This window comes from Pectobacterium parvum (assembly GCF_020971565.1).
In the GTDB taxonomy this organism is placed as follows: Bacteria; Pseudomonadota; Gammaproteobacteria; order Enterobacterales; family Enterobacteriaceae; genus Pectobacterium; species Pectobacterium polare.
On the sequence record NZ_CP087392.1, the window covers coordinates 3,281,695 to 3,303,787 of the forward strand.

Genomic DNA, 22,093 nt, shown 5'->3' on the forward strand with positions numbered 1-22,093 from the left:
AATGTTGTTGTACCCTATCCCCACAGAGGAAGGGTATGAATATTGGATGAACCTTCAGTACATGAGTTGAGCGGAGTGACAATGGGTCAGGACAAACTCTACATAGAGAAAGAATTAAGTTGGTTATCCTTTAATGAACGAGTACTTCAGGAAGCAGCAGATAAAAGCAATCCGTTAATCGAACGCATGCGCTTTCTTGGCATTTACTCCAGCAACCTTGATGAATTTTATAAAGTCCGTTTTGCCGATTTGAAAAGACGCATTCTGATTAACGAAGAACAAGGTCTGGACGGCAATCTGCGACACCTTTTAGGCAAAATTCAGGCGCGCGTACTAAAAACCGATCAAATTTTCGATAGCTTGTACAATGAGCTGCTGCTGGAGATGGCACGTAACCAGATTTTTCTGGTCAATGAGCGTCAGGTTTCCCCTAATCAGCAAGAGTGGCTGAGGGATTACTTCCGGCAATATCTGCGCCCGCATATCACGCCAATACTCATCTTTAACGAAACCAATCTGGTGGAGTTCCTGAAGGATAACTATACCTATCTTGCCGTCGAAATTATTCGTGGCGATGAGATCAGTTACGCCCTGCTGGAAATTCCTTCGGATAAAATACCGCGCTTCGTCAACCTGCCAGCAGAAGCGCCGCGCCGTCGTAAGACCATGATCCTCATTGATAACATTTTGCGTTATTGTCTGGATGATATCTTCAAGGGCTTCTTTGACTATGATGCACTGAACGCGTACTCCATGAAGATGACGCGCGATGCGGAATACGATCTGGTAACGGAAATGGAATCCAGCCTGCTGGAATTGATGTCTTCCAGCCTGAAGCAGCGCTTAACCGCCGAGCCGGTGAGATTCGTGTATCAGCGCGACATGCCGGACGCCATGGTCGCGATGCTACAAGAGAAACTGGGGATCTCGTCCGTTGACTCCGTTATCCCCGGCGGGCGTTATCATAATTTCAAAGACTTTATTTCTTTCCCGAACGTCGGGCGCGCCAATCTGGTCAACAAACCCTTGCCCCGCCTGCGGCACTCCGGGTTCAACAATTTTCGCAATGGGTTTGATGCGATCCGTGAGCGCGACGTTCTGCTCTACTACCCGTACCACACCTTCGAGCACGTGTTGGAACTGCTGCGACAAGCCTCTTTCGATCCCAACGTGCTGTCGATCAAAATCAATATTTACCGCGTCGCTAAAGACTCGCGCATCATTACCTCGATGATCCATGCGGCGCACAACGGTAAGAAAGTAACGGTAGTGGTCGAGCTACAGGCACGTTTTGACGAAGAGGCGAACATCCACTGGGCCAAGCGCCTGACCGAAGCGGGCGTACACGTGATTTTCTCGGTGCCAGGGCTGAAGATTCACGCCAAACTGTTCCTGATTTCCCGCCGCGAAGGGGAAAACATCGTGCGTTACGCACACATTGGCACTGGTAACTTCAACGAGAAAACCGCCCGTCTGTATACGGATTACTCGCTGTTGACCGCCGACGAACGCATTACTAACGAAGTCCGTCGCGTCTTCAACTTCATTGAAAACCCCTACCGCCCGGTTAGCTTCGAGCACCTGCTGGTGTCACCGCAAAACTCCCGCGATAAGCTTTACCAATTGATCGATACCGAGATTGAAAATGCGCTGGCGAATCGTGATGCAGGCATTACGCTTAAGGTAAATAATCTGGTGGATAAAGGGCTGGCAGAAAAGCTGTATCAGGCTTCCTCTGCGGGCGTAAAAATCAATCTACTGGTACGTGGCATGTGTTCGCTGATCCCTAATTTACCGGGGATCAGCGAAAATATTCAGGTCATCAGTATTCTTGACCGCTATCTGGAACACGATCGGGTGTATGTCTTCAACAACGGCGGGGACAAGAAAGTCTACCTCTCTTCCGCAGACTGGATGACACGCAACATTGATTATCGCATTGAAGTCGCAGTGGAAATCCTGGATCCCATTTTGAAAAACCGCGTGCTGGAAACGCTGGATATTCTGTTCAGCGATACGGTGAAAGCCCGTGTCATTGATAAAGAATCGAGCAACCGCTATGTCTCACGCGGCAACAAGCGTAAAGTACGCGCGCAAAATGCCATTTACGACTACATCAAGGCGTTGGAGCAACCTGGAGATAAGCCTGAATAATGCCGTTAACGAACAATGAAAAAACCGAGATAAAGCCGCAAGAGTTCGCGGCTATCGACTTGGGCTCCAATAGTTTTCACATGGTGATCGCACGCGTGGTAAACGGTGCGCTTCAGGTATTGGGACGTTTAAAACAGCGGGTACATCTGGCCGACGGGCTGGACAGCAAAAACATGCTCAGCGAAGAAGCCATTCAGCGCGGCCTGAGCTGTCTGGCGCTGTTTGCTGAACGTCTGCAAGGCTTCCCGGCCATGAACGTTTCTATCGTCGGCACGCACGCGCTGCGTCAGGCGGCCAACGCGCAGGAATTTCTGCGCCGCGCGGCGGACATCATTCCCTATCCGATAGAGATCATTTCCGGCCATGAAGAGGCTCGCCTGATTTTTATGGGCGTGGAACATACGCAGCCGGAAAAAGGCCGCAAGCTGGTCATCGATATCGGCGGCGGTTCTACAGAGCTGGTTATCGGTGAAGATTTCGAACCGATGCTGGTGGAAAGCCGTCGTATGGGGTGCGTCAGCTTCGCACAGCAGTTTTTCCCGAATGGCGAAATTAGCGAAGCCAACTTCAAGCGCGCCCGGCTGGCCGCAGCGCAAAAGCTGGAGACGCTGTCCTGGGAATACCGCATATACGGCTGGAAATTCGCCCTCGGTGCGTCTGGAACGATCAAAGCCACGCATGAAATTCTGGTGGAGATGGGAGAGAAAGACGGCCTGATTACTCCCGAGCGGCTGGAAATGCTACGCATGCAGATCTTGCAGTTTAAGCACTTCAAAGCGCTGAGTCTGCCGGGTCTGTCCGAAGATCGTCAGTCGGTGCTGGTGCCCGGTCTGGCTATTCTGTGTGGTATTTTCGACGCGCTGGCGATCAAAGAACTGCGCCTATCCGATGGCGCGTTGCGCGAAGGCGTGCTGTACGAAATGGAAGGTCGATTCCGCCATCAGGATATTCGTATCCGTACCGCGCAGAGCCTGGCAACCCATTACAATATCGACCGCGAGCAGGCGCGACGCGTGCGGGAAACCACGCAGCAGCTTTATGCGCAATGGGCAGAGCAAAATCCTAATCTGGTGCACCCACAGCTTGAGGCTATTTTGAACTGGGCTTCCATGCTGCATGAGGTTGGATTGGGCATTAACCATAGCGGCATGCATCGCCATTCCGCCTACATTTTGCAAAACACCAACCTGCCCGGTTTCAATCAGGAACAGCAGCTTGTGCTGTCCATGATCGTGCGGTTGCACCGTAAAGCGATCAAGCTGGAAGAGTTGCCGCGGTTGAACCTGTTCAAAAAGAAACAGTATTTGCCCATGATGCAGCTCTTGCGCCTTGCCACGCTGTTGAATAATCAGCGTCAGGCAACGACAACGCCGGAATCGTTACGGCTGCATACCGATGACAACTACTGGACGCTGACGTTCCCACGTGACTTCTTTACCAACAACACGCTGGTACAGCTGGATTTGGAACGGGAACAAGAATATTGGCAGGACGTCACCGGCTGGAAGCTGATGATTGAGGAAGAAAAAGCCTGATTGATGAAAACGTTACGTGGAAAACCGAGCCTACATCGAACAGTAAAGTGGCACAAAATCGTGCAACCAGACTGGCCGGTGAAGTCCAGTTAACGTAAAGTTTACAGAGATGGGGCCGATACCCAAATGATGGCTGGCGAGAATTTTCGCCAACATCATGCAACCTCGGCGGAAAGGTGCGCTTCCTTTCCCTACCGGATATCAATCCAACTCAGTGTTAAGGAGAGTGAAATGGATGTATCACAGATTGCATCACTCGCTACCGACCTCAGCAACATGCGTACCAGCAGCGAGGCCAGTGCGCTTGTGCTGAAAAAAGCGCTCGATAGCCAAGAAGCTGTCGTCTCCGGTATTTTGCAGGCATTACCCCCTCTGCCAGCAAATCCGGCGATTGGGCGTAACGTCAATACCACGGCGTAATCCCTTGCACCACACAACCCGCTTATTCGTTTTTGTTTGAGCGGGTTTTTTGGTGGTTCTCCCTATCCCTTATTCCTCCCTTCACGCTTCCTTTATCCTTATACCGAACGTGCGCAAACCGGATCGGTCATCATCTTTTTCACTCAGGCAGATTGACCTCGCCTACTGCTTGTGCATAAATAAACAACAGCGAATGTTCGCTTTCACAGAGGATTAACTGGTAATGTCCACGCTTACCCACAAACGACGATTATCGATACGCCCGCGACGAAGTGGCTCTCGGATCGCCCGTGCCGTTTTATTCATCAGCTTCATTATTCTTTTAGGCCGCTTTGCTTACTCCACCGTCACCGCGTTTGGTCATCATCAAGACAAACAGCAGCAGCGTGCTGAACAATTACTGCTTCCTGCCAACGTACTCGTCAATCAGAAAGAGTAGCGCTTAACCAACCCGTTCCTTATATTCTATTTTTTCTATCAGGCTTGTTGCCTTCGTATTCCCGTGCCGTCATTCACGTCCGTTGCTCATTCAGACATCCCATACCAATAAAAACACGGCAGTGCGAATCTTCGCAGCCACCGTTTTTATCAATCAGTTGTGTTAATTAATAATGAACTTGCTTCAAACCGGACTTAGACGATCGTCAGGGTCACGTCGATGTTGCCGCGCGTTGCATTGGAGTATGGGCAAACGATGTGGGCTTTCTGCACCAAATCTTCAGCCACAGCGCGATCCAGACCCGGCAGGGAAATTTTCAGTTCGACTTCGATACCAAATCCTGTCGGGATGGCACCGATGCCTACGCTACCGTTTACCGTGGTATCAGCAGGGACAGCGATTTTGTCACGTGCACCAACAAACTTCATCGCGCCAAGGAAACAGGCAGAATAGCCCGCAGCGAACAGCTGCTCTGGGTTCGTCCCTTCAGCGCCTGCACCGCCCAGCTCACGTGGGGTCGTCAATTTAATATCAACCGCTTTATCGGAAGACACCGCACGCCCATCACGACCACCGGTAGCTTGAGCATGAGCAACGTATAATACTTTTTCAATAGACATAATGTGACTCCAGATAGTTAGGGAATAGCCTAAGGCAGTATAGATGCTGCTCAGACCTTAATTACATAGTGAAAAATTAAATCGTGAACTACTTATTTGCGTAAAGAAAATCACGTAAAAGTATACTACTTAACAACTATAACGCTGTCTGACAGGCTGCGGATGCGCAAGGCAACCGCCAGTATTTTCAAAGATGCCCAATCAGATTCTTACGCAGCGTCTCTAAATCTTTTTTGATTGTCTGTAGCTGGTCAAGATGGCATTCCGTCGCGCAAAACACGCTTTCAGGAATCGCCAGCGCCTGTTGCTGAAGTGCTCGCCCTGCTTCGGTTAACCCGACCAGCACCTGACGCTCATCTTCTGTTCCCCGGTTACGTACCACTAAGCCTGCGCTTTGTAACCGCTTGAGTAACGGCGTTAGCGTAGCGGAATCGAGATACAGACGCTCGCCCAGTTCAGACACCGTCAAACCGTCACGTTCCCACAACACCAGCATCACCAGATATTGGGGATAGGTCAGATTCAGCTCAGACAGCAAACGACGATACAGTTTATTCATCGCCAGATTGGCTGAATACAGTGCAAAGCACAGCTGTCCATCCAGTTTGTAAGCGTTGTCGTTCATCGTCTCTGCCATCGGTATCGGTTACGTTTCTGGAACTGACTATATATCGAACTGACTATATATCGCCAAAAACTAAGTAGCAAGCGATTTAATAATTCGTTAGATAAAATGCCTCATAAAAAACACGTCTGGGCACTATTGCACACCTTTAAGACTGCGATTCGCCAGTAATCCTATTCTTAATCTACTGATTTTGCGCTACGTTTAATAAAACACGGATAAAAAACAGATCGAGCATAAAACATTATGTCGAGTGTAAAAAAACTTACCGACCTCCGTCGCCGCATCTCCCTTCTGCTGTTGGAAAACAAAGAACTGGTTGAAGACATTATCAACCGGCAACCGCGCGTTACGGAACGTGATGAAGCGGCGTTAGGCGACAACGCGGCATTAAATAACAACATCAGGCTGCGTGAAAAAAGCATCCTGCTCGATCAAACCGCAGAGATCAGCGAGCTCATCATCGGGCTACATGCCGCTGACCTTGCCGACTTGCTGGAATCTTTACCGCAGGATGAACGGCTGGCGCTCTGGCGACTGATCCCCCTAAAGAAGCGCGGCCGCGTGTTGATTGAGGCCTCTGACAGTATTTCTGACGATCTGATCGGCGATATGCAGGACAAGGAAATCCTGAGAGCGGTTCGGATACTGGACGTTGATGAGCAGGCTCAGCTGTCTCGCCTCGTCCCCCGCCACCTGCTGGGCAGGATACTGACCTCGCTTGAGCCAAAGCAGCGCGCGCAGCTACGCGCCGCCATCAATTATGATGAAGACTGCCTCGGCCACATGATGGATTTCAAACTCATCACCGTGCGCGCCGATGTCACGCTCGCGACCGTACAACGCTATTTGCGCTACCGTAGAACCATCCCCAATTCCACCGACAAACTGTTCGTCACCGATCGCAAAAATACGCTGGTCGGCGAGCTGTCGCTGGCCAACATTCTGCTCCACTCGCCCCAAGCTCTGGTTAATGACGTCATGGACGATCAGCCGCTGAGGTTCCAGCCTGAAGATAAAGTCGAAGAAGCCGCAGGGGCTTTTGAGCGTTACGACTTAATTTCCAGCGCCGTGGTCGATAGCAAAGGGAAACTCATGGGACGCCTGACGATTGAGGATATCCTCGACGTCGTGAACCGAGAAAGCGACAGCAGTCTGCGGCGTTCGGGGGGCTTAACGCCTTCTGAAGACGTCTACGCGCCCGTGTATAAATCGTTTCGCAATCGCTGGGCCTGGCTGGCCATCAATCTTTGTACCGCGCTCATTGCCTCGCGGGTCATCGGTCTGTTTGAGCACACGTTATCTCACTTGGTGGCGCTGGCGACGCTCATGCCGATTGTCGCCGGAATTGGCGGAAATACGGGTAACCAGACGATCACCATGATCGTACGTGCACTGGCGTTGCATCAGCTTGAGCACGGCAAAAAGTCGTACCTGCTGCTCAAAGAATTAGGCGTTGCGCTAGTAAATGGGGTGATATGGGGCACGATTATGGGCGTGGTGACCTTCCTGCTCTATGGTAACGCCGCGATGGGTGGCGTGATGATGCTGGCGATTCTGCTGAACCTGCTGCTCGCCGCGCTGATGGGCGTCGCTATTCCGTTGGTCATGATGAAACTCGGCCGCGACCCGGCCATCGGCTCCAGCGTAATGATTACGGCGATCACCGATACCGGCGGCTTCTTTATCTTCCTCGGGTTGGCAACGCTGTTCCTGCTGCCTTAAACATATGCAATGTAAAAAGGGCTTTAATCAAAGCCCTTTTCGCTCACCTTTTCCAGCCTGAACTTAACTCACGCGACCTGCACCGCCGGATGCCTGACACAGATAGATGGACGGCTGAAGACCGGTACGCGCCGGATATTCCCGTTCAATCACCTGTTTAACTTCATCCGTCAGCGCCGAAGGGATAAGGGCGACAATGCAGCCACCGAAACCGCCGCCAGTCATACGTACACCGCCCCGCTCACCGACATACTCCTGAATCAGATCCACAAGCGCATCGATCGGCGGCACGGTAATTTCAAAATCGTCGCGCATGGAAACATGTGATTCCGCCATCAGCGTAAACAAACGGTGCGCATCCTGACGCGCCAGCGCATCGGCTGCTTCCAGCGTACGGCGGTTCTCGGTAATAACGTGTCGCGCACGGCGTACCGCGACCGGATCCAGCCCCTCGATTCCCGCTTCAAACTGTGCGAGGGAAACATCACGCAGCGCCTTGACGTTAAAGTGACGCGCCGCCGATTCACACTGCTGACGGCGCGTGTTGTATTCGCTGTCCACCAGCCCACGGCGCACATTAGAATTCACGATCAGAACGTCAACGCCGTCAAGCATACGCACAGAGCGCCCTTCCAGAGAGCGGCAGTCGATCAACAGCGCCTGACCGACACGCCCTTGAGCGGAAATAAACTGATCCATAATGCCGCAGCTACAGCCGACAAAATCGTTTTCTGCCTGCTGACCGTTTAGCGCCACATCCAACTGGCTGATGTCCAGATTATTCAGCTCTTTGAACGTCTGCCCGATAGCCACTTCCAGCGAGGCTGATGAACTTAGCCCTGCGCCAGAAGGCACATTGCCGGAAACCACCATATCCATGCCGGTGATCGGCAGGCCACGCGCCTGCAAAAACTTCACCGTTCCACGGATATAGTTCGCCCAAGTGTAATCCGGGTGAGGCACGATCTCTTTGGCGAGATCGAATTCATCCTGCTGATTGTCAAAATCCACCGCGACCACCCGCACGATGCCATCCTGACGTACCGCCGCACTGACCACCGTCTGGTAATCGATAGCACAAGGCAAGACAAAACCATCGTTATAGTCGGTGTGCTCGCCAATCAGGTTGACCCGACCGGGAGCCTGAATAGCCGCATGCGGCGCATAGCTAAATAATCGGACAAAAACAGACTCGGTTAACTGACGTAGAGAATCAATACGGCTCATAAAATGACCTCAAATTTGCTCACGAAAATGGATATCACTCACGCTGCGTAAACGTTCAGCGGCCTGCTCTGCCGTCAGATCACGCTGCGCCTCAGCCAGCATTTCATAGCCGACCATAAATTTGCGCACGCTGGCGGAACGTAATAACGGGGGATAAAAATGGGCATGCAGTTGCCAGTGTGCGATGTCATCACCCTTAAATGGCGCGCCATGCCACCCCATCGAATAGGCAAATGAACACTGGAACAGATTGTCATAACGGCTGGTCAGCTTTTTCAGGATCAGCGCCAGATCGTCACGCTGAATGTCATTGAGCTGCGGCAACCGCTGTACGGCAAACTTGGGCAGGACCAGCGTTTCAAACGGCCACGACGCCCAGTAAGGGACAACTGCCAACCAGTGCTCCGTTTCCACCACGATGCGCGATCCGTCAGCCTGCTCGCGGCGAACATAGTCCAGCAGTAGCGGCGAACAGTGACGGGAGAAATAGTCCCGCTGCTGCTCATCCTCACGCTGTACTTCGTTCGGCAGAAAATCGTTAGCCCAAACCTGCCCGTGCGGATGGGGATTGGAGCACCCCATCATCGTCCCTTTATTCTCAAAAACCTGAACCCACGGATACCGCTTGCCCAGTTCCTCGGTTTGATCGCTCCATGTATCAATCACTGCTTTCAGCGCTGGCAGCGAAAGCTGTGGCAGACTTTTACTGTGATCGGGAGAAAAACAGATGACACGACTGACGCCACGGGCTTGCTGCACGCGGAAAAGCTCGTCGTCGCCCGACGGTGCATCCGGCGTGTCCTCCATCAGTGCCGAGAAATCATTCGTAAAAACAAAGGTGCCCTGATAGTGCGGGTTGATATCGCCAGTAATGCGTTTATTACCCGCGCACAGATAGCAGGTCGGATCGTAAGGCGGTGGCGTAGCGCGATCCGGTTCATCCTGCTGCCCTTGCCAAGGGCGCTTGGCGCGATGCGGAGAAACCAGAATCCACTCGCCTTTCAGCGGGTTAAAACGGCGATGCGGATGTTCAGTCGGCTCAAACTGCATAAGCTATTCCTCAATACAAAACACAAATTCGGTACAACCGCGGCACCATCCGCAACCCATTGTATGGCGCTAACAGTCCGTCAGAGATCTGGAAGAGGCATCTGGTCAGTCTGTAAACTCAGCCAGAAAAACCTCTAAATGTAATCAGTTTCACTCTATGGCATGGATAAAATAGCTGTAATAATGCTGAACAACGATAGCAAGCTATCGTTTAGCTACCACATAAGTGTAATCGGTTACCCTAAATTTAAACCTCGGAATGGTATTTTGGAAGAGAGAAATGACCGATGATTGTTGATAGCGATCACATAAGTACGGTCTGGATCAAAAAGGAAAGGTGGTCGGATAGGTAACATCACCCAAAAACCTGTACATTTATGAATATAAGTAATCGATTTTTTCTTTTAACGTGTGCGTTAGGCTACGATCCGCCTCATCACGCATTTGACCGTTCAGGAATACCAATGGCCACAATAAAGGATGTTGCTCGTCTATCAGGTGTATCAGTTGCTACGGTTTCACGTGTAATCAATAACTCGCCCAAAGCCAGTACCGCCTCAAGGGAAGCCGTACGCAAGGCCATGGCGGAGCTGCAATATCATCCGAATGCCAATGCCAGAGCGCTCGCGCACCAAAGTGCAGAGACCATGGGGCTGGTTGTCGCAGATGTATCCGATCCCTTTTTTGGGACGATGGTCAAATCTGTTGAGCAAATTGCCCAGGCAACCGGCAACTTTCTGCTGATTGGTAACGGCTATCACAATGCCGAGCAGGAAAAGAAAGCCATTGAGCAGCTAATTCGCCACCGCTGTGCTGGGCTGGTCGTGCATGCAAAGATGCTTTCAGATGAGGAACTGGCGGCACTGATGAGCCACATTCCTGACATGGTGCTCATCAACCGTACATTACCCGGTTATGAAAACCGCTGCGTTGCGCTCGACGATCGCTATGGTTCCTGGCTGGCAACGCGTCATTTGATTCAGGAAGGGCATCAGAGGAGCGGTTTTCTCTGTTCTAATCACCAAATTTCTGACTCCGCCGACCGCCTGCAAGGTTATGTGGATGCGCTGCAAGAGCACGGCATCGCACGGGATGAACGCCTCATTGCCCGCGCTTCACCGGACGAAGTGGGCGGCGAGTCCGCCATGATGGAACTGCTGAGTCGGGGCGGCAATATGACGGCGGTGGTGTGCTACAACGACTCCATGGCCGCTGGCGCCCTTTCCGTTCTGAGTGATAACAGCATTAACGTACCGCAGGACATGTCAGTGATAGGGTTTGATGACGTATTGATCGCCCGCTACCTTCGTCCTCGTCTGACGACCGTACACTATCCGGTTTCCGCCATGGCAATTCAGGCCGCAGAATTAGCCATCGCGTTATCCCACGGTAAACAGCTGAGTGAAACCACGAACATGTTTAGCCCGACGCTGGTACGCCGCCATTCTGTCAGTCCCCCAACCCGTAAGAAATAACCGCCTTTTATCATTCAGCTTGCCCGATGCGGTACGCCTTCGCATCAGGCAAGCCAGACATCATTGCCTTTCTGAACTTACACGCCCTGTGCTTTATTCTATTCCGCAGACACCCTTTCACTGTTTTCCTAAAACGTTTTCTACTCGGCATCGCCTCACGCCTTTTATGTAACGCCACCGATTCTGACATAAAAAAATTTTATGCTGCATTTGAGCTACACGGGCAAAACGTGTAACCAGTTACACACTATTACACAGTGAATAACACCGCGACAGTGCTGGCAATCAATCAAATAACGACATGTAACCTCTTTACATTAGTGTAAATATCAGTGTAACTCTTTTGCATTTTGTGAGAACAATCATGTCATGCGTCATTTTATTCCCCCATAATCCCTCGCCATGAGTGGAAACGCTTTACCTCCGTTCACGTCATGTTATTTGGAACATCCACATTCTTACCCGAATAAGCGAAAGGTATATTATGAAAAGAAAACTGCTGACAACATCCATTGCGCTGAGTCTGGCAATGCTGGCAACCCCTTCTTATTCTGTTAATTTTTCAGGATACTTCCGTTCTGGCGTGGGTGCATCAAACCACGGAAAACAACAGGCAGCCGATAAAAGTTATGTGGGAAGATTAGGTAACGAAGATGACACCTACGGCGAAATCCAATTAGGGCAGCAGCTGTATAACGAAAATGGGAAAACGTTTTACTTCGATAGCATGATTTCCATGTTCTCCAACGGCTCGAACGATAATGAAACGACAAAAAATGACGATGCCGAATTTGGTTTGCGCCAGTTAAACCTTCAGGCAAAAGGGTTTGTACCTGGCCTGCCGGATGCCACGGTATGGGCGGGGAAACGCTACTATCAGCGTCATGACTTGCACATCATCGATACCAAATACTGGAATATCTCCGGTGCGGGTGCCGGGATCGAAAATGTCAAAGCGGGTGAAGGCGCGTTCTCTTTTGCCTGGATCCGTGCCGATGCTGAAAACATGAACGTCGACTGTAGCAACAGCATTAACAGTCAAGAATGTCAAAATAGAACAGATACCTACGACGATCTGAATATCAACTATCTGGATGCACGCTATGCGGGCTGGAAACCGTGGGACGGTGCATGGACGGAGTTCGGTATCTCCTACGCGATGCCAAATGAAGCGGACACGCAGAAAAATATCTTCCTTGCGGAAGGGCAAAAATTCGATCCTAAAAATTCTATGATGATCACGGGCGAGCTCAGCCACTACTTCTCCGGCCTCAAATCCAACCAGAAACTGGTGCTGCAATATGCCGACAAAGGGCTGGCGCACAACATGGTCGATCAGGGCGGCGGCTGGTATGATGTCTGGAGCATCAATGACGGCGCTAAAGGCTACCGCGTCATTCAGACCGGTGACCTACCAATCACTGATAATATTTCGCTTAGCCATGTTCTGACCTACGGTAAAGCTGATGAAATCAGCCGCTGGCGCGACAGCACAGAATTATTGTCTGCGGTAGGTCGCGGCCAATATGTCTGGACCAAGAACCAAAAAACCTATCTGGAAGCTGGCGCATATCAGAAAAAAGACAGCTGGAAAGCGGGTACAGAAACCAAATACAGTGGTGAGAAATACACGCTGGCACATGCCTTCACCGCCGATATTCCCATGATGACACGCCCGGAACTACGCTTCTTCGTGTCTTACCAAAACCGTGGAAATGAAAACCGCAACACCTTCAACGACGCTCGCAGCAATGCAGTGAACTTCGGTATTCAGGCAGAAGCCTGGTGGTAATACCGCACTAACCCTCAGCTCGGTGGGTCCATCATTCCCATCGGGTGTTTCCCAAAAGGCTTTCTACGGAAAGTCTTTTTCTGTTGCGGCTAGTATCCGCTGTAAAATTTTCACTGTTTTTTATACCGGCGTAAAAAATCGCGCTGAGGTGTGCATGACTGCCGGATGAGCGGCATGGACGCCGCGAAAGCCTGCGCCGCGTCTGGAACGCGTCGCAGGTGATCCGATCAGCAGGCATGCATACCGAAGGAACCGCGCAGCGGCGCGAATCACGCCGAAAAGCCAGTGGTCAAGGCGCTGCGGCGATTGAGCGCGCCTTGTCGGGCGTGTAACGATGTTACAGAGAAATAGATGCCTAACACGCACGAAACACTTACACCGCATCAGCATAAAGAAAAACAGTTTCTACAATAGGCCGTAGACAGCGGCAGCAAAGCCAGCGCCCGCTAAGGGCGCTGTTTATGTTTAGAAGGGATTTTGGCTATTGAGATTCAGCGATGCAGTCGCTTACTACGCGCTGATACGTAAACCATCGGCGTTGAACACCAGACAGTTATTCGGCGAGAAGAAAACCTCAATGTGTTCGTACGGCTTGAAGGCGCTGTCGCCCGCCAGCAGAAGCTTGAAGTTATCAATGCCGCAGCATTGGCCGAACAGGTAGGTGCTATTACCTAAGCGTTCGACAACCTCGCAGCCGAATGACAGGCGAATCCCCTCACCTTCTGGTGACACATGTTCCGGCCGCAGCCCCAGTGTTACCGTGCTGCCAACGCTCAGTTCACCGGTACGGATCGGCAGCTCAAGCTGTAGCTGGTCGGCAACATTCACCGTCAGGCTATCCGGCGTCCAATCGATGACCTGCGCAGGCAGGAAATTCATTTTTGGCGAGCCGATAAAGCCCGCGACAAACTGGTTAACCGGATGATAATAAAGCTCCATCGGCGATCCTACCTGCTCGACTTTGCCGTAATTCATGACCACGATTTTATCAGCCAGCGTCATGGCTTCGACCTGATCGTGCGTCACGTAGATCATCGTCGTTTTCAATTCCTGATGCAGTTTGGCGATGTGCAACCGCATATCTACGCGCAGTTCCGCATCCAGGTTCGACAGCGGCTCATCAAACAGGAATACCTTCGGGTTACGCACGATGGCGCGCCCTATCGCCACACGCTGGCGCTGACCACCCGATAGCTCTTTCGGTTTGCGCTCCAGCAGGTGAGACAGTTGCAGCGTCTTCGCTACCATCTCGATCTGATGCTTAATCTGGTCTTTCGGGACACCATTCACGCGCAGACCGTATCCCATATTCTCAGCGACGGTCATGTGCGGGTACAGCGCATAAGACTGGAACACCATCGCCACGCCACGGTGAGCGGGTGCAACATCATTCACCACTACCTCATCAATCATGATTTCACCGCCTGTGACATCTTCCAGCCCGGCAATCATTCTCAGCAACGTCGACTTACCACAGCCAGACGGCCCAACAAAAACGGTGAACTCGCCATCCGCAATCGTCAGATTCACATCGTGAAGCGTAATCGTTTTGCCAAAATGCTTACTCACTCTATCCAACTGGATCGACGCCATAACGGTAACCTCTTGATAATTTTGCTTTTCAGGATATAAGCGCTGAGTCACAACGGCCCAGTGGTCGTCTACTCAAAATGGCTCGGTAGCCCCTCCAGACGTATTAGCATCCGGCCAGGTTTACCTGCACGCTGATCATAATTGCAATATAACAGCATGGTGTAACCGTTTGCACAAACAGGGGGTTACTTTTGTGCATAAGATCACAGCCTTTACATGTTTCGCTGGCAGACGTGGCGCACTCTGCTTAATGTAATCGCCATTGGTGTAACCGTTATCCTAGTTTGTGGAAAACGCGCAACAAAGCGTCAAGCGCCACACAGCGACGATCGCCAAACAACGTGTACTGTTAAATGCCTCATTCCCTGCCGTGTGATGTAACGTTACACCCACATCGCACAGGGACAGCAAAAACGGTGAAAACGGGAAAGTACGCGACAATTTCCGACCATGATTGGCCCACCAGGGCTTTGAGGACTAATGATGAAAATGAAAACACTGACCACCGTCATTATGATTTCACTGGGTATCACCGGCGTACTCAGCAAATCAGCACTGGCAGCCGACAAAGAACTTCTGGTATGGGAAGATATCAAGAAATCCGACGGCATCGCCGACGCGATAAAAGCCTTTGAAAAACAGAATAATGTCAAAATCAAAGTGCTGGAAACGCCCTACGCGCAGCAGATTGAGAAACTCCGTCTGGATGGCCCAGCAGGAATCGGCCCAGATGTGATCGTGATGCCACACGATCAGGTGGGTACCGCCGTAGTTCAGGGGTTGATTAGCGAACTGAAGCTGGATCAGACATTCCTGTCGAGTTTCACCAAGCCGGCACTAGAAGCACAAACCTATAACGGTAAGCTGTATGGCGTGCCGAAAGCCGTTGAAACCACCGTGCTGGTGTACAACAAAGACCTGATGCCACAGCCGCCGGAAAAATTCGACGACCTGTTCACCTTCTCCAAACAGCAACGCGCAGAAGGCCGTTACGGCCTGCTGGCGAAATTTGACGAAATTTATTACGCCTATGGCGTCATCGCTGGGATGGGCGGCTACATTTTCGGGCAGAACAGCAACGGTTCACCGAACGTAAAAGACATCGGTCTGGATAAACAAGCCACCATCGATGCCGTCAACTACATCAAGAAATTCTACGCCGATGGCCTGTTCCCGCCGGGCATCGTCGGTGAAACCGGCGCTAACGCCATCGACTCCCTGTTTACCGAGAAAAAAGCCGCTGCCGTGATTACCGGCCCGTGGGCGTTCCAGCCGTACAAAAACGCGGGCGTAAACTATGGCGTCGCCCCACTGCCACTGCTGCCAAACGGCGAGCATCCGCGTTCGCTGCTGGGCGTGAAAGGCTACAGCATCTCCACCTACTCTAAAAACAAAGAGCTAGCGCAGAAATTCATTGAGTTCATCAATCAGCCTGAGTACGCCAAAATTCGCTTCCAGTTAACTGGCGAAATCCCACCGATTGCGGCGCTGGTTGACGATCCGCTGATTAAGGATGACGAAAAATCCCGTGCTGTCGCAATCCAGTCTGGCTATGCCGTTCCTATGCCGAGCGTACCAGAAATGCAGGAAGTCTGGACGCCAGCGAACAGCGCGCTGCAACTGAGCGTAACTGGCAAGCAGGACACCAAAGCGGCGCTGGAATCTGCCGTGAAGATTATCAAAATGCAGATCGAAGCTAACCACAGTAACCAGTAATCCCCCACACCATCGTGGGTCAACATGGGATCCCTTATTTATCCCCAATTGGTTTCGGGATGTGGGGATACCCATGTTTTTAAGAAAATGGAGGTAGATGTGACCGTCAACGCCAGCGGCCTTACGCCACAAGAGAGAGGATGTCGCCACGCCAGAACGGCTGTATTGCTGGCGCTCATCCCCGGACTCGGACAGATTTATAATCGCCAGTTCGTCAAAGGCGCGCTTTTCTTTATCGTCATGGTCTGCTTCATCGGCATATTCCATGATTTCCTGCGAAACGGCGCCTGGGGGCTCATCACGCTGGGCACTGAGCTGCCGCGCGATCACTCTATTTTTCTGCTGGCAAAAGGCATTATCAGCGTGATCGTCGCCGCCTTTGGCGTCGGCGTTTACTATTTGAGCCTGCGCGATGCCTACGCGTGCGGCGCCAGACGCGATAAAGGCCTGCCGTTGAACAGCGTGAAGAAGCAATATCAGATGCTGCTGAGCGAAGGCTTCCCTTATCTGATGATCACCCCCGGCTTCATCTTGCTGGTCTTTGTCGTGGTTTTCCCGATTATTTTCGGTTTTTCCATCGCCTTTACCAATTACAACCTCTACCACACGCCGCCCGCCAAGCTGGTCGACTGGGTAGGGATGACGAACTTTATCAACATCTTCCGGCTCGATCTCTGGCGTTCGACATTCTTTGACGTGCTGCAATGGACGGTGATTTGGACGCTGATTGCGACCACACTCCAGTGCGCCGTGGGCATCCTGCTGGCAATTTTGGTGAACCAGAAAGGCCTGCGTTTCAAACCGCTGATCCGCACCATTCTGATACTGCCGTGGGCGGTGCCGGGTTTCGTCACTATTCTGGTTTTCGCAGGGATGTTTAACGAAACGTTTGGCGTGATTAATAACGGCATTCTGGCCGCATTGGGGATTGAGCCTAAAGCGTGGATGACCGATCCGTTCTGGACCAAGACCGCGCTGATCTTGATGCAAACCTGGTTAGGTTTCCCATTTGTGTTCGCTATGACCACCGGCGTATTGCAGGCGATTCCTGATGATTTGTACGAAGCCGCAACCATTGACGGCGCCAGCAGTTGGTACAAGCTGACCACCATCACGCTGCCGCTGGTGCTCTACTCCATTGCACCGATCATCATCACGCAGTACACGTTCAACTTTAATAATTTCAACATCATCTATCTGTTCAACAACGGCGGACCGGCGGTGATCGGCTCCAACGCAGGCGGGACGGATATTCTGGTGTCCTGGATTTATAAGCTGACCATGTCTTCTTCCCAATATGCGATCGCAGCCAGCATCACCATTCTGCTGTCGATTTTTGTCGTGGGCGTCGCGCTGTGGCAGTTCCGCGCCACCAATTCCTTCAAACAAGACAACATGGCATAGGAAAGCGCGCAGATGAAAAAGCACAGCGTTAAACGCCAGAATTTTATCAAACTCGGCCTGACCTACCTGCTGCTGACGATCGTGGCCGTCATCATTATTTATCCGCTGATCTGGACGGTAGGCGCGTCGCTGAACCCCGGCAACAGTCTGCTCAACACCTCGATCATCCCAGATAACTTCTCCTTCATTCACTACGAGGAGCTGTTTAACGGCCAGATTGACTACGCCGCGTGGTACTGGAACTCGATGAAAATCAGCTTCCTGACCATGATTTTGACGCTCGTCAGCGTCAGTTTTACCGCGTATTCCTTCTCTCGCTTCCGCTTTCGCGGCCGCCAGAACGGGCTGATGCTGTTTCTGCTGTTGCAGATGATTCCGCAGTTCTCTGCCCTGATCGCCATCTTCGTGCTAGCACAGATGTTGGGGCTGGTGAACAGCCATATCGCGCTGGTGCTGGTTTACGTCGGCGGCATGATCCCGATGAATACCTATCTGATGAAAGGCTATCTGGATGCCATTCCGAAAGATCTAGATGAGTCCGCGCGTATGGACGGCGCAGGTAACTTCCGCATCTTTATCGAGATCATTATGCCGCTCTCCAAGCCGATCATTGCGGTGATCGCCCTGTTCTCGTTTACCGGTCCGCTGGGCGATTTCATTCTCTCCAGCACCATCCTGCGCACACCGGATCAGTACACGCTGCCCATCGGGCTGTACAACCTGGTCTCGCAGAAGATGGGCGCCAGCTACACCACCTACGCCGCGGGTGCCGTGCTGATCGCGGTGCCGGTCGCCATTCTTTATCTTTCATTGCAAAAGTACTTTGTCTCCGGCCTGACCTCCGGCGGAACCAAAGGGTAATTACTCAACATCTGTACAAATTCCAGGAACGTAAAATGAAAATGAAAAAACGCGTACTGATGGCCGCCATGCTCGCAACTGGCCTGCTGACTGTCTCCCTGCCGCAAACCCTGTATGCCGCAGAAAATGTGACGATCAACACATTGACGAACGTCCCTGCCGACTTCATTAAAGGCGCGGATATTTCCATGCTGAACGAGGTGGAAAAGCACGGCGGAAAATTTTATGACGAGCATGGCAAGCAGAAAGACGCCATGCTGATCCTGAAAGAAAACGGCATTAACTACATCCGTCTCCGCATCTGGAACGATCCGAAAGATGCGGCAGGCAACGGCTACGGCGGTGGCAATAACGATCTGGCGACCACGCTGGCGCTGGCTAAACGCGCCAAAGCAAACGGTATGAAAGTGCTGCTGGATTTCCACTACAGCGATTTCTGGACCGATCCAGCCCACCAAAACAAGCCCAAAGCCTGGTCTGGCCTCAACGTGGCACAGCTCACGACTGCCGTACATGACTACACCAAAGCCACGATTAGCGAATTTCAGAAAGCGGGCGTCATGCCGGATATGGTGCAGATCGGTAACGAACTGAACGGCGGAATGCTGTGGCCGGAAGGAAAAAGCTGGGGTCAGGGTGGCGGTGAATTCGATCGCCTCGCGGCGCTGCTGAAAGCCGGTATTCAGGGCGTGAAGGACGTACAGGGCGCGAATAACGTCAAGATCATGCTGCATCTGGCGGAAGGCACCAAAAACGACACCTTTATCTGGTGGTTCGATGAAATCGTCAAACGTAATGTCCCGTTTGATGTGATTGGTGCCTCGTTCTACACCTACTGGAACGGCCCCATCAGCGCGTTGCAGTACAATATGAACGACGTCACCAAACGCTACAATAAAGACATCATCGTGGTTGAAGCTGCCTATGCTTACACGCTGGAAAACTGCGATAACGCAGAAAACAGCTTCCAGCAGAAAGAGCTGGATGCGGGCGGCTACCCGGCTTCCGTTCAGGGTCAGGCCAATTACCTGCACGATCTAATGCAAAGCGTCATCAACGTCCCCAACCAGCGCGGCAAAGGCGTCTTCTATTGGGAGCCAATCTGGCTGCCGACTCCCGGCGCAACCTGGGCTACGAAAGCTGGCATGAAATACAACAACGACGAATGGAAGGAAGGCAACGCGCGGGAAAATCAGGCGCTGTTCGACTGCAAAGGCAATGTCCTACCTTCCATCAAAGCGTTTAAGTAAGTCGCAAACCGTATTCAACGCGTTGACAACCCGTTTAGGAGAGAACGATGTTCAAATTCCCCCCATTAAGCAGCAAAGTGCCTGTTCTGCTGCACGGCGCAGACTATAACCCTGACCAATGGCTGGACGATCCCGAGGTTCTGGAAAAAGACATTGAGATGATGAAGCAGACCCAGTGCAACGTCATGTCCGTGGGCATTTTCAGTTGGTCTGGGATTGAGCCGGAAGAAGGCCGCTACGAATTTGGCTGGTTGGATGGCATCCTCGATACGCTGTATGCCAACGGTATCTTCGTTTTTCTGGCAACACCAAGCGGGGCGCGTCCAGCCTGGCTATCGCAGAAATATCCCGACGTGTTGCGCGTAGGCAGCAACCGCGTGCGGGCGCTGCACGGCGGTCGCCATAACCACTGCCTGAGCTCGCCGAACTATCGTGAGAAAGTAAAACAAATCAACACCCAGCTGGCAAAACGTTACTCGCACCATCCCGCGGTGATCGGCTGGCATATTTCCAACGAATACGGCGGTGAGTGCCACTGCGATACCTGCCGCAGCACCTTCCAGAACTGGCTGAAAGCGCGCTACGGCACGATAGACGCGCTGAATAAAGCATGGTGGAGCACCTTCTGGAGCCACACCTACACCGACTGGTCACAGTTTGAACCCCCGTCGCACATCGGTGAAGTATCCATCCACGGCCTGAATCTGGACTGGAAACGCTTTAACACCTCACAGGTCAGCGATTTCTGTGCCGCCGAAATTGCACCGCTAAAAGCCGAAAACCCGTCTCTGCCAACGACGACGAACTTCATGGAATATTTCTATGATTACGACTACTGGCAGTTGGCGAAGGTGATCGACTTCGTATCCTGGGACAGCTACCCGCTGTGGCATAACTCGGAAGATGACTGCACGCTGGGCGCCTACACCGCGATGTATCACGACCTGATGCGTACGCTAAAAGGCGGCAAACCTTTCTATCTGATGGAGTCAACGCCGAGCCTGACCAACTGGCAGCCGATCAGCAAACTGAAAAAGCCGGGCATGCATATCCTGTCTTCGCTTCAGGCCGTCGCGCACGGGTCAGACTCCGTGCAGTATTTCCAGTGGCGTAAGAGCCGTGGTTCCGTCGAGAAATTCCACGGTGCCGTCGTCGATCATGTCGGACATATCGACACCCGCGTCGGGCGTGAAGTGCAGGAATTGGGTGACATACTCAACAAACTCGCGCCAGTGGCAGGCAGTCGAGTTGACGCCAACGTCGCCATCATTTTCGACTGGGAAAGCCGCTGGGCGATGGACAACGCCCAAGGGCCGCGCAACGCGGGGCTGTTCTACGAAAAAACCGTCACCGAACATTATCGTACGTTCTGGGAACAGGGCGTGGCGGTAGATATCATCAACGCCGATGTCGATCTCAGCGGCTATCAGCTTGTCATCGCCCCGATGCTCTACATGGTGCGCGATGGCTTTGCCGAACGCGTCGATGCCTTCGTCAAGCAGGGCGGCCGCTTCGTCACCACCTACTGGTCTGGCGTCGTCAACGAAACCGATCTGTGCCACCAAAACGGCTTCCCCGGTCCATTGCGCCCTATCATGGGGATCTGGGCGGAAGAAATCGACGGGCTGTACGATCATGAAAGCAACAGCATCAGCGGTCTGGACGGTAACGAGCAACGTCTGGTTGGCCCGTATCAGGTCACGCACCTGTGCGAGCTGATTCACCTCGAAGGCGCGCGGGCGCTGGCGACCTATGACAGCGATTTCTACGCCGGACGTCCGGCCGTTACGGTCAATGATTACGGCAAGGGTCAAGCCTATTACATCGCGTCGCGCAACGATCTCGCCTTCCAGCGTGATTTCTTCACTACGCTGATACAGACGCTGGATCTACCGCGTGCGCTGCCGACCGATTTGCCTTACGGCATTGTCGCTCATCGCCGTGATGACGGGGAAAGTGAGTTTATCTTCGTACAGAATTACACGGCAACGCCGCAGTACATTACGCTGCCTGCCGTCTACGAAGAAATGACCACTGGCAGCACGCTTTCAGGGGTGCTCGACCTGTCAGGCTACGGCTGCCGGATCCTACGTCGCGCATTGCAGTAAGATTCATACTTGTTAGTTAAGCATTACGATACCGGGCGGGCACGGTGCAAAGGTTCCTACGGAACGTCATCACCGTGTTTCGCCTAACAGTAATGTTAC

The 22,093-nt window shown here is 52.2% G+C and carries 17 protein-coding genes; 12 read left to right on the top strand and 5 right to left on the bottom strand.

Annotated features, from left to right (window positions below):
- Window positions 1–81 precede the first annotated feature (81 nt).
- From ppk1 to LOZ86_RS14780, 4 genes are all read left to right on the top strand, one after another.
- The gene (ppk1, locus tag LOZ86_RS14765) at window positions 82–2,154 is read left to right on the top strand and encodes a polyphosphate kinase 1 (RefSeq protein WP_039486426.1); all 2,073 of its coding nucleotides are present in this window, start codon (window positions 82–84) and stop codon (window positions 2,152–2,154) included.
- A complete protein-coding gene (gene ppx, locus LOZ86_RS14770) occupies window positions 2,154–3,689 on the top strand; it encodes an exopolyphosphatase (RefSeq protein WP_039486428.1) in 1,536 nt (511 codons plus the stop codon). The genes ppk1 and ppx overlap by 1 nt, the downstream gene beginning before the upstream one ends.
- Window positions 3,690–3,920: 231 nt before the next feature.
- Window positions 3,921–4,109, top strand: a complete 189-nt coding sequence (locus tag LOZ86_RS14775) for a YjfB family protein (protein WP_039486430.1) — start codon at window positions 3,921–3,923, stop codon at window positions 4,107–4,109.
- A 223-nt stretch (window positions 4,110–4,332) separates the two neighbouring features.
- The gene (locus tag LOZ86_RS14780) at window positions 4,333–4,548 is read left to right on the top strand and encodes a YfgG family protein (protein ID WP_039486431.1); all 216 of its coding nucleotides are present in this window, start codon (window positions 4,333–4,335) and stop codon (window positions 4,546–4,548) included.
- A 194-nt stretch (window positions 4,549–4,742) separates the two neighbouring features.
- On the opposite strand, the gene LOZ86_RS14785 is transcribed toward LOZ86_RS14780, so the two are convergent.
- Window positions 4,743–5,168 (bottom strand): organic hydroperoxide resistance protein, encoded by a 426-nt coding sequence (locus LOZ86_RS14785; RefSeq protein WP_039486432.1) that lies wholly within the window; start codon window positions 5,166–5,168, stop codon window positions 4,743–4,745.
- A gap of 187 nt (window positions 5,169–5,355) precedes the next feature.
- Complete coding sequence (locus LOZ86_RS14790) at window positions 5,356–5,805, bottom strand: MarR family winged helix-turn-helix transcriptional regulator (RefSeq protein ID WP_039486433.1); 450 nt, start codon at window positions 5,803–5,805, stop codon at window positions 5,356–5,358.
- A gap of 234 nt (window positions 5,806–6,039) precedes the next feature.
- Here LOZ86_RS14790 and mgtE point away from each other — a divergent pair, with 234 nt between their 5' ends.
- Window positions 6,040–7,518: a magnesium transporter gene (mgtE, locus tag LOZ86_RS14795; protein ID WP_230242211.1), complete on the top strand. Its 1,479-nt coding sequence runs from the start codon at window positions 6,040–6,042 to the stop codon at window positions 7,516–7,518.
- Window positions 7,519–7,581: 63 nt separating this feature from the next.
- On the opposite strand, the gene galK is transcribed toward mgtE, so the two are convergent.
- Both galK and galT read right to left on the bottom strand, forming a co-directional pair.
- Complete coding sequence (galK, locus tag LOZ86_RS14800) at window positions 7,582–8,745, bottom strand: galactokinase (RefSeq protein WP_039486435.1); 1,164 nt, start codon at window positions 8,743–8,745, stop codon at window positions 7,582–7,584.
- 9 nt (window positions 8,746–8,754) lie between these two features.
- Window positions 8,755–9,795 (bottom strand): galactose-1-phosphate uridylyltransferase, encoded by a 1,041-nt coding sequence (gene galT, locus LOZ86_RS14805; RefSeq protein WP_230242213.1) that lies wholly within the window; start codon window positions 9,793–9,795, stop codon window positions 8,755–8,757.
- 464 nt (window positions 9,796–10,259) lie between these two features.
- Between galT and galR the strand changes: the two genes are divergently transcribed.
- Both galR and LOZ86_RS14815 read left to right on the top strand, forming a co-directional pair.
- A complete protein-coding gene (gene galR, locus LOZ86_RS14810; protein ID WP_230242214.1) occupies window positions 10,260–11,270 on the top strand; it encodes an HTH-type transcriptional regulator GalR in 1,011 nt (336 codons plus the stop codon).
- A gap of 484 nt (window positions 11,271–11,754) precedes the next feature.
- On the top strand, window positions 11,755–13,062 hold the full coding sequence (locus tag LOZ86_RS14815) for a maltoporin (protein ID WP_165708569.1): 1,308 nt from the start codon (window positions 11,755–11,757) through the stop codon (window positions 13,060–13,062).
- A gap of 510 nt (window positions 13,063–13,572) precedes the next feature.
- Here LOZ86_RS14815 and LOZ86_RS14820 read toward each other — a convergent pair.
- Complete coding sequence (locus LOZ86_RS14820; RefSeq protein ID WP_039486442.1) at window positions 13,573–14,655, bottom strand: ABC transporter ATP-binding protein; 1,083 nt, start codon at window positions 14,653–14,655, stop codon at window positions 13,573–13,575.
- 483 nt (window positions 14,656–15,138) lie between these two features.
- Here LOZ86_RS14820 and LOZ86_RS14825 point away from each other — a divergent pair, with 483 nt between their 5' ends.
- From LOZ86_RS14825 to LOZ86_RS14845, 5 genes are all read left to right on the top strand, one after another.
- The gene (locus tag LOZ86_RS14825) at window positions 15,139–16,371 is read left to right on the top strand and encodes an extracellular solute-binding protein (RefSeq protein ID WP_039486443.1); all 1,233 of its coding nucleotides are present in this window, start codon (window positions 15,139–15,141) and stop codon (window positions 16,369–16,371) included.
- Window positions 16,372–16,458: 87 nt separating this feature from the next.
- Window positions 16,459–17,775, top strand: a complete 1,317-nt coding sequence (locus LOZ86_RS14830) for a carbohydrate ABC transporter permease (RefSeq protein ID WP_052237766.1) — start codon at window positions 16,459–16,461, stop codon at window positions 17,773–17,775.
- A 12-nt stretch (window positions 17,776–17,787) separates the two neighbouring features.
- Window positions 17,788–18,636 (top strand): sugar ABC transporter permease, encoded by an 849-nt coding sequence (locus LOZ86_RS14835; protein WP_039474975.1) that lies wholly within the window; start codon window positions 17,788–17,790, stop codon window positions 18,634–18,636.
- Window positions 18,637–18,671: 35 nt separating this feature from the next.
- A complete protein-coding gene (locus LOZ86_RS14840; protein WP_039486446.1) occupies window positions 18,672–19,886 on the top strand; it encodes a glycoside hydrolase family 53 protein in 1,215 nt (404 codons plus the stop codon).
- Between the two features lie 47 nt (window positions 19,887–19,933).
- On the top strand, window positions 19,934–21,994 hold the full coding sequence (locus LOZ86_RS14845; RefSeq protein ID WP_230242216.1) for a beta-galactosidase: 2,061 nt from the start codon (window positions 19,934–19,936) through the stop codon (window positions 21,992–21,994).
- Window positions 21,995–22,093: the final 99 nt, after the last annotated feature.

Excerpts from the sequence above, each read along its gene's own strand:
- mgtE (WP_230242211.1), top strand. The coding sequence starts at position 6,040 with ATGTCGAGTGTAAAAAAACTTACCGACCTCCGTCGCCGCATCTCCCTT.
- ppk1 (WP_039486426.1), top strand. The coding sequence starts at position 82 with ATGGGTCAGGACAAACTCTACATAGAGAAAGAATTAAGTTGGTTATCC.
- LOZ86_RS14790 (WP_039486433.1), bottom strand. The coding sequence starts at position 5,805 with ATGGCAGAGACGATGAACGACAACGCTTACAAACTGGATGGACAGCTG.
- LOZ86_RS14825 (WP_039486443.1), top strand. The coding sequence starts at position 15,139 with ATGAAAATGAAAACACTGACCACCGTCATTATGATTTCACTGGGTATC.
- LOZ86_RS14840 (WP_039486446.1), top strand. The coding sequence starts at position 18,672 with ATGAAAATGAAAAAACGCGTACTGATGGCCGCCATGCTCGCAACTGGC.
- galR (WP_230242214.1), top strand. The coding sequence starts at position 10,260 with ATGGCCACAATAAAGGATGTTGCTCGTCTATCAGGTGTATCAGTTGCT.
- galT (WP_230242213.1), bottom strand. The coding sequence starts at position 9,795 with ATGCAGTTTGAGCCGACTGAACATCCGCATCGCCGTTTTAACCCGCTG.
- galK (WP_039486435.1), bottom strand. The coding sequence starts at position 8,745 with ATGAGCCGTATTGATTCTCTACGTCAGTTAACCGAGTCTGTTTTTGTC.
- LOZ86_RS14830 (WP_052237766.1), top strand. The coding sequence starts at position 16,459 with ATGGAGGTAGATGTGACCGTCAACGCCAGCGGCCTTACGCCACAAGAG.
- ppx (WP_039486428.1), top strand. The coding sequence starts at position 2,154 with ATGCCGTTAACGAACAATGAAAAAACCGAGATAAAGCCGCAAGAGTTC.
- LOZ86_RS14775 (WP_039486430.1), top strand. The coding sequence starts at position 3,921 with ATGGATGTATCACAGATTGCATCACTCGCTACCGACCTCAGCAACATG.
- LOZ86_RS14780 (WP_039486431.1), top strand. The coding sequence starts at position 4,333 with ATGTCCACGCTTACCCACAAACGACGATTATCGATACGCCCGCGACGA.
- LOZ86_RS14815 (WP_165708569.1), top strand. The coding sequence starts at position 11,755 with ATGAAAAGAAAACTGCTGACAACATCCATTGCGCTGAGTCTGGCAATG.
- LOZ86_RS14835 (WP_039474975.1), top strand. The coding sequence starts at position 17,788 with ATGAAAAAGCACAGCGTTAAACGCCAGAATTTTATCAAACTCGGCCTG.
- LOZ86_RS14820 (WP_039486442.1), bottom strand. The coding sequence starts at position 14,655 with ATGGCGTCGATCCAGTTGGATAGAGTGAGTAAGCATTTTGGCAAAACG.
- LOZ86_RS14785 (WP_039486432.1), bottom strand. The coding sequence starts at position 5,168 with ATGTCTATTGAAAAAGTATTATACGTTGCTCATGCTCAAGCTACCGGT.
- LOZ86_RS14845 (WP_230242216.1), top strand. The coding sequence starts at position 19,934 with ATGTTCAAATTCCCCCCATTAAGCAGCAAAGTGCCTGTTCTGCTGCAC.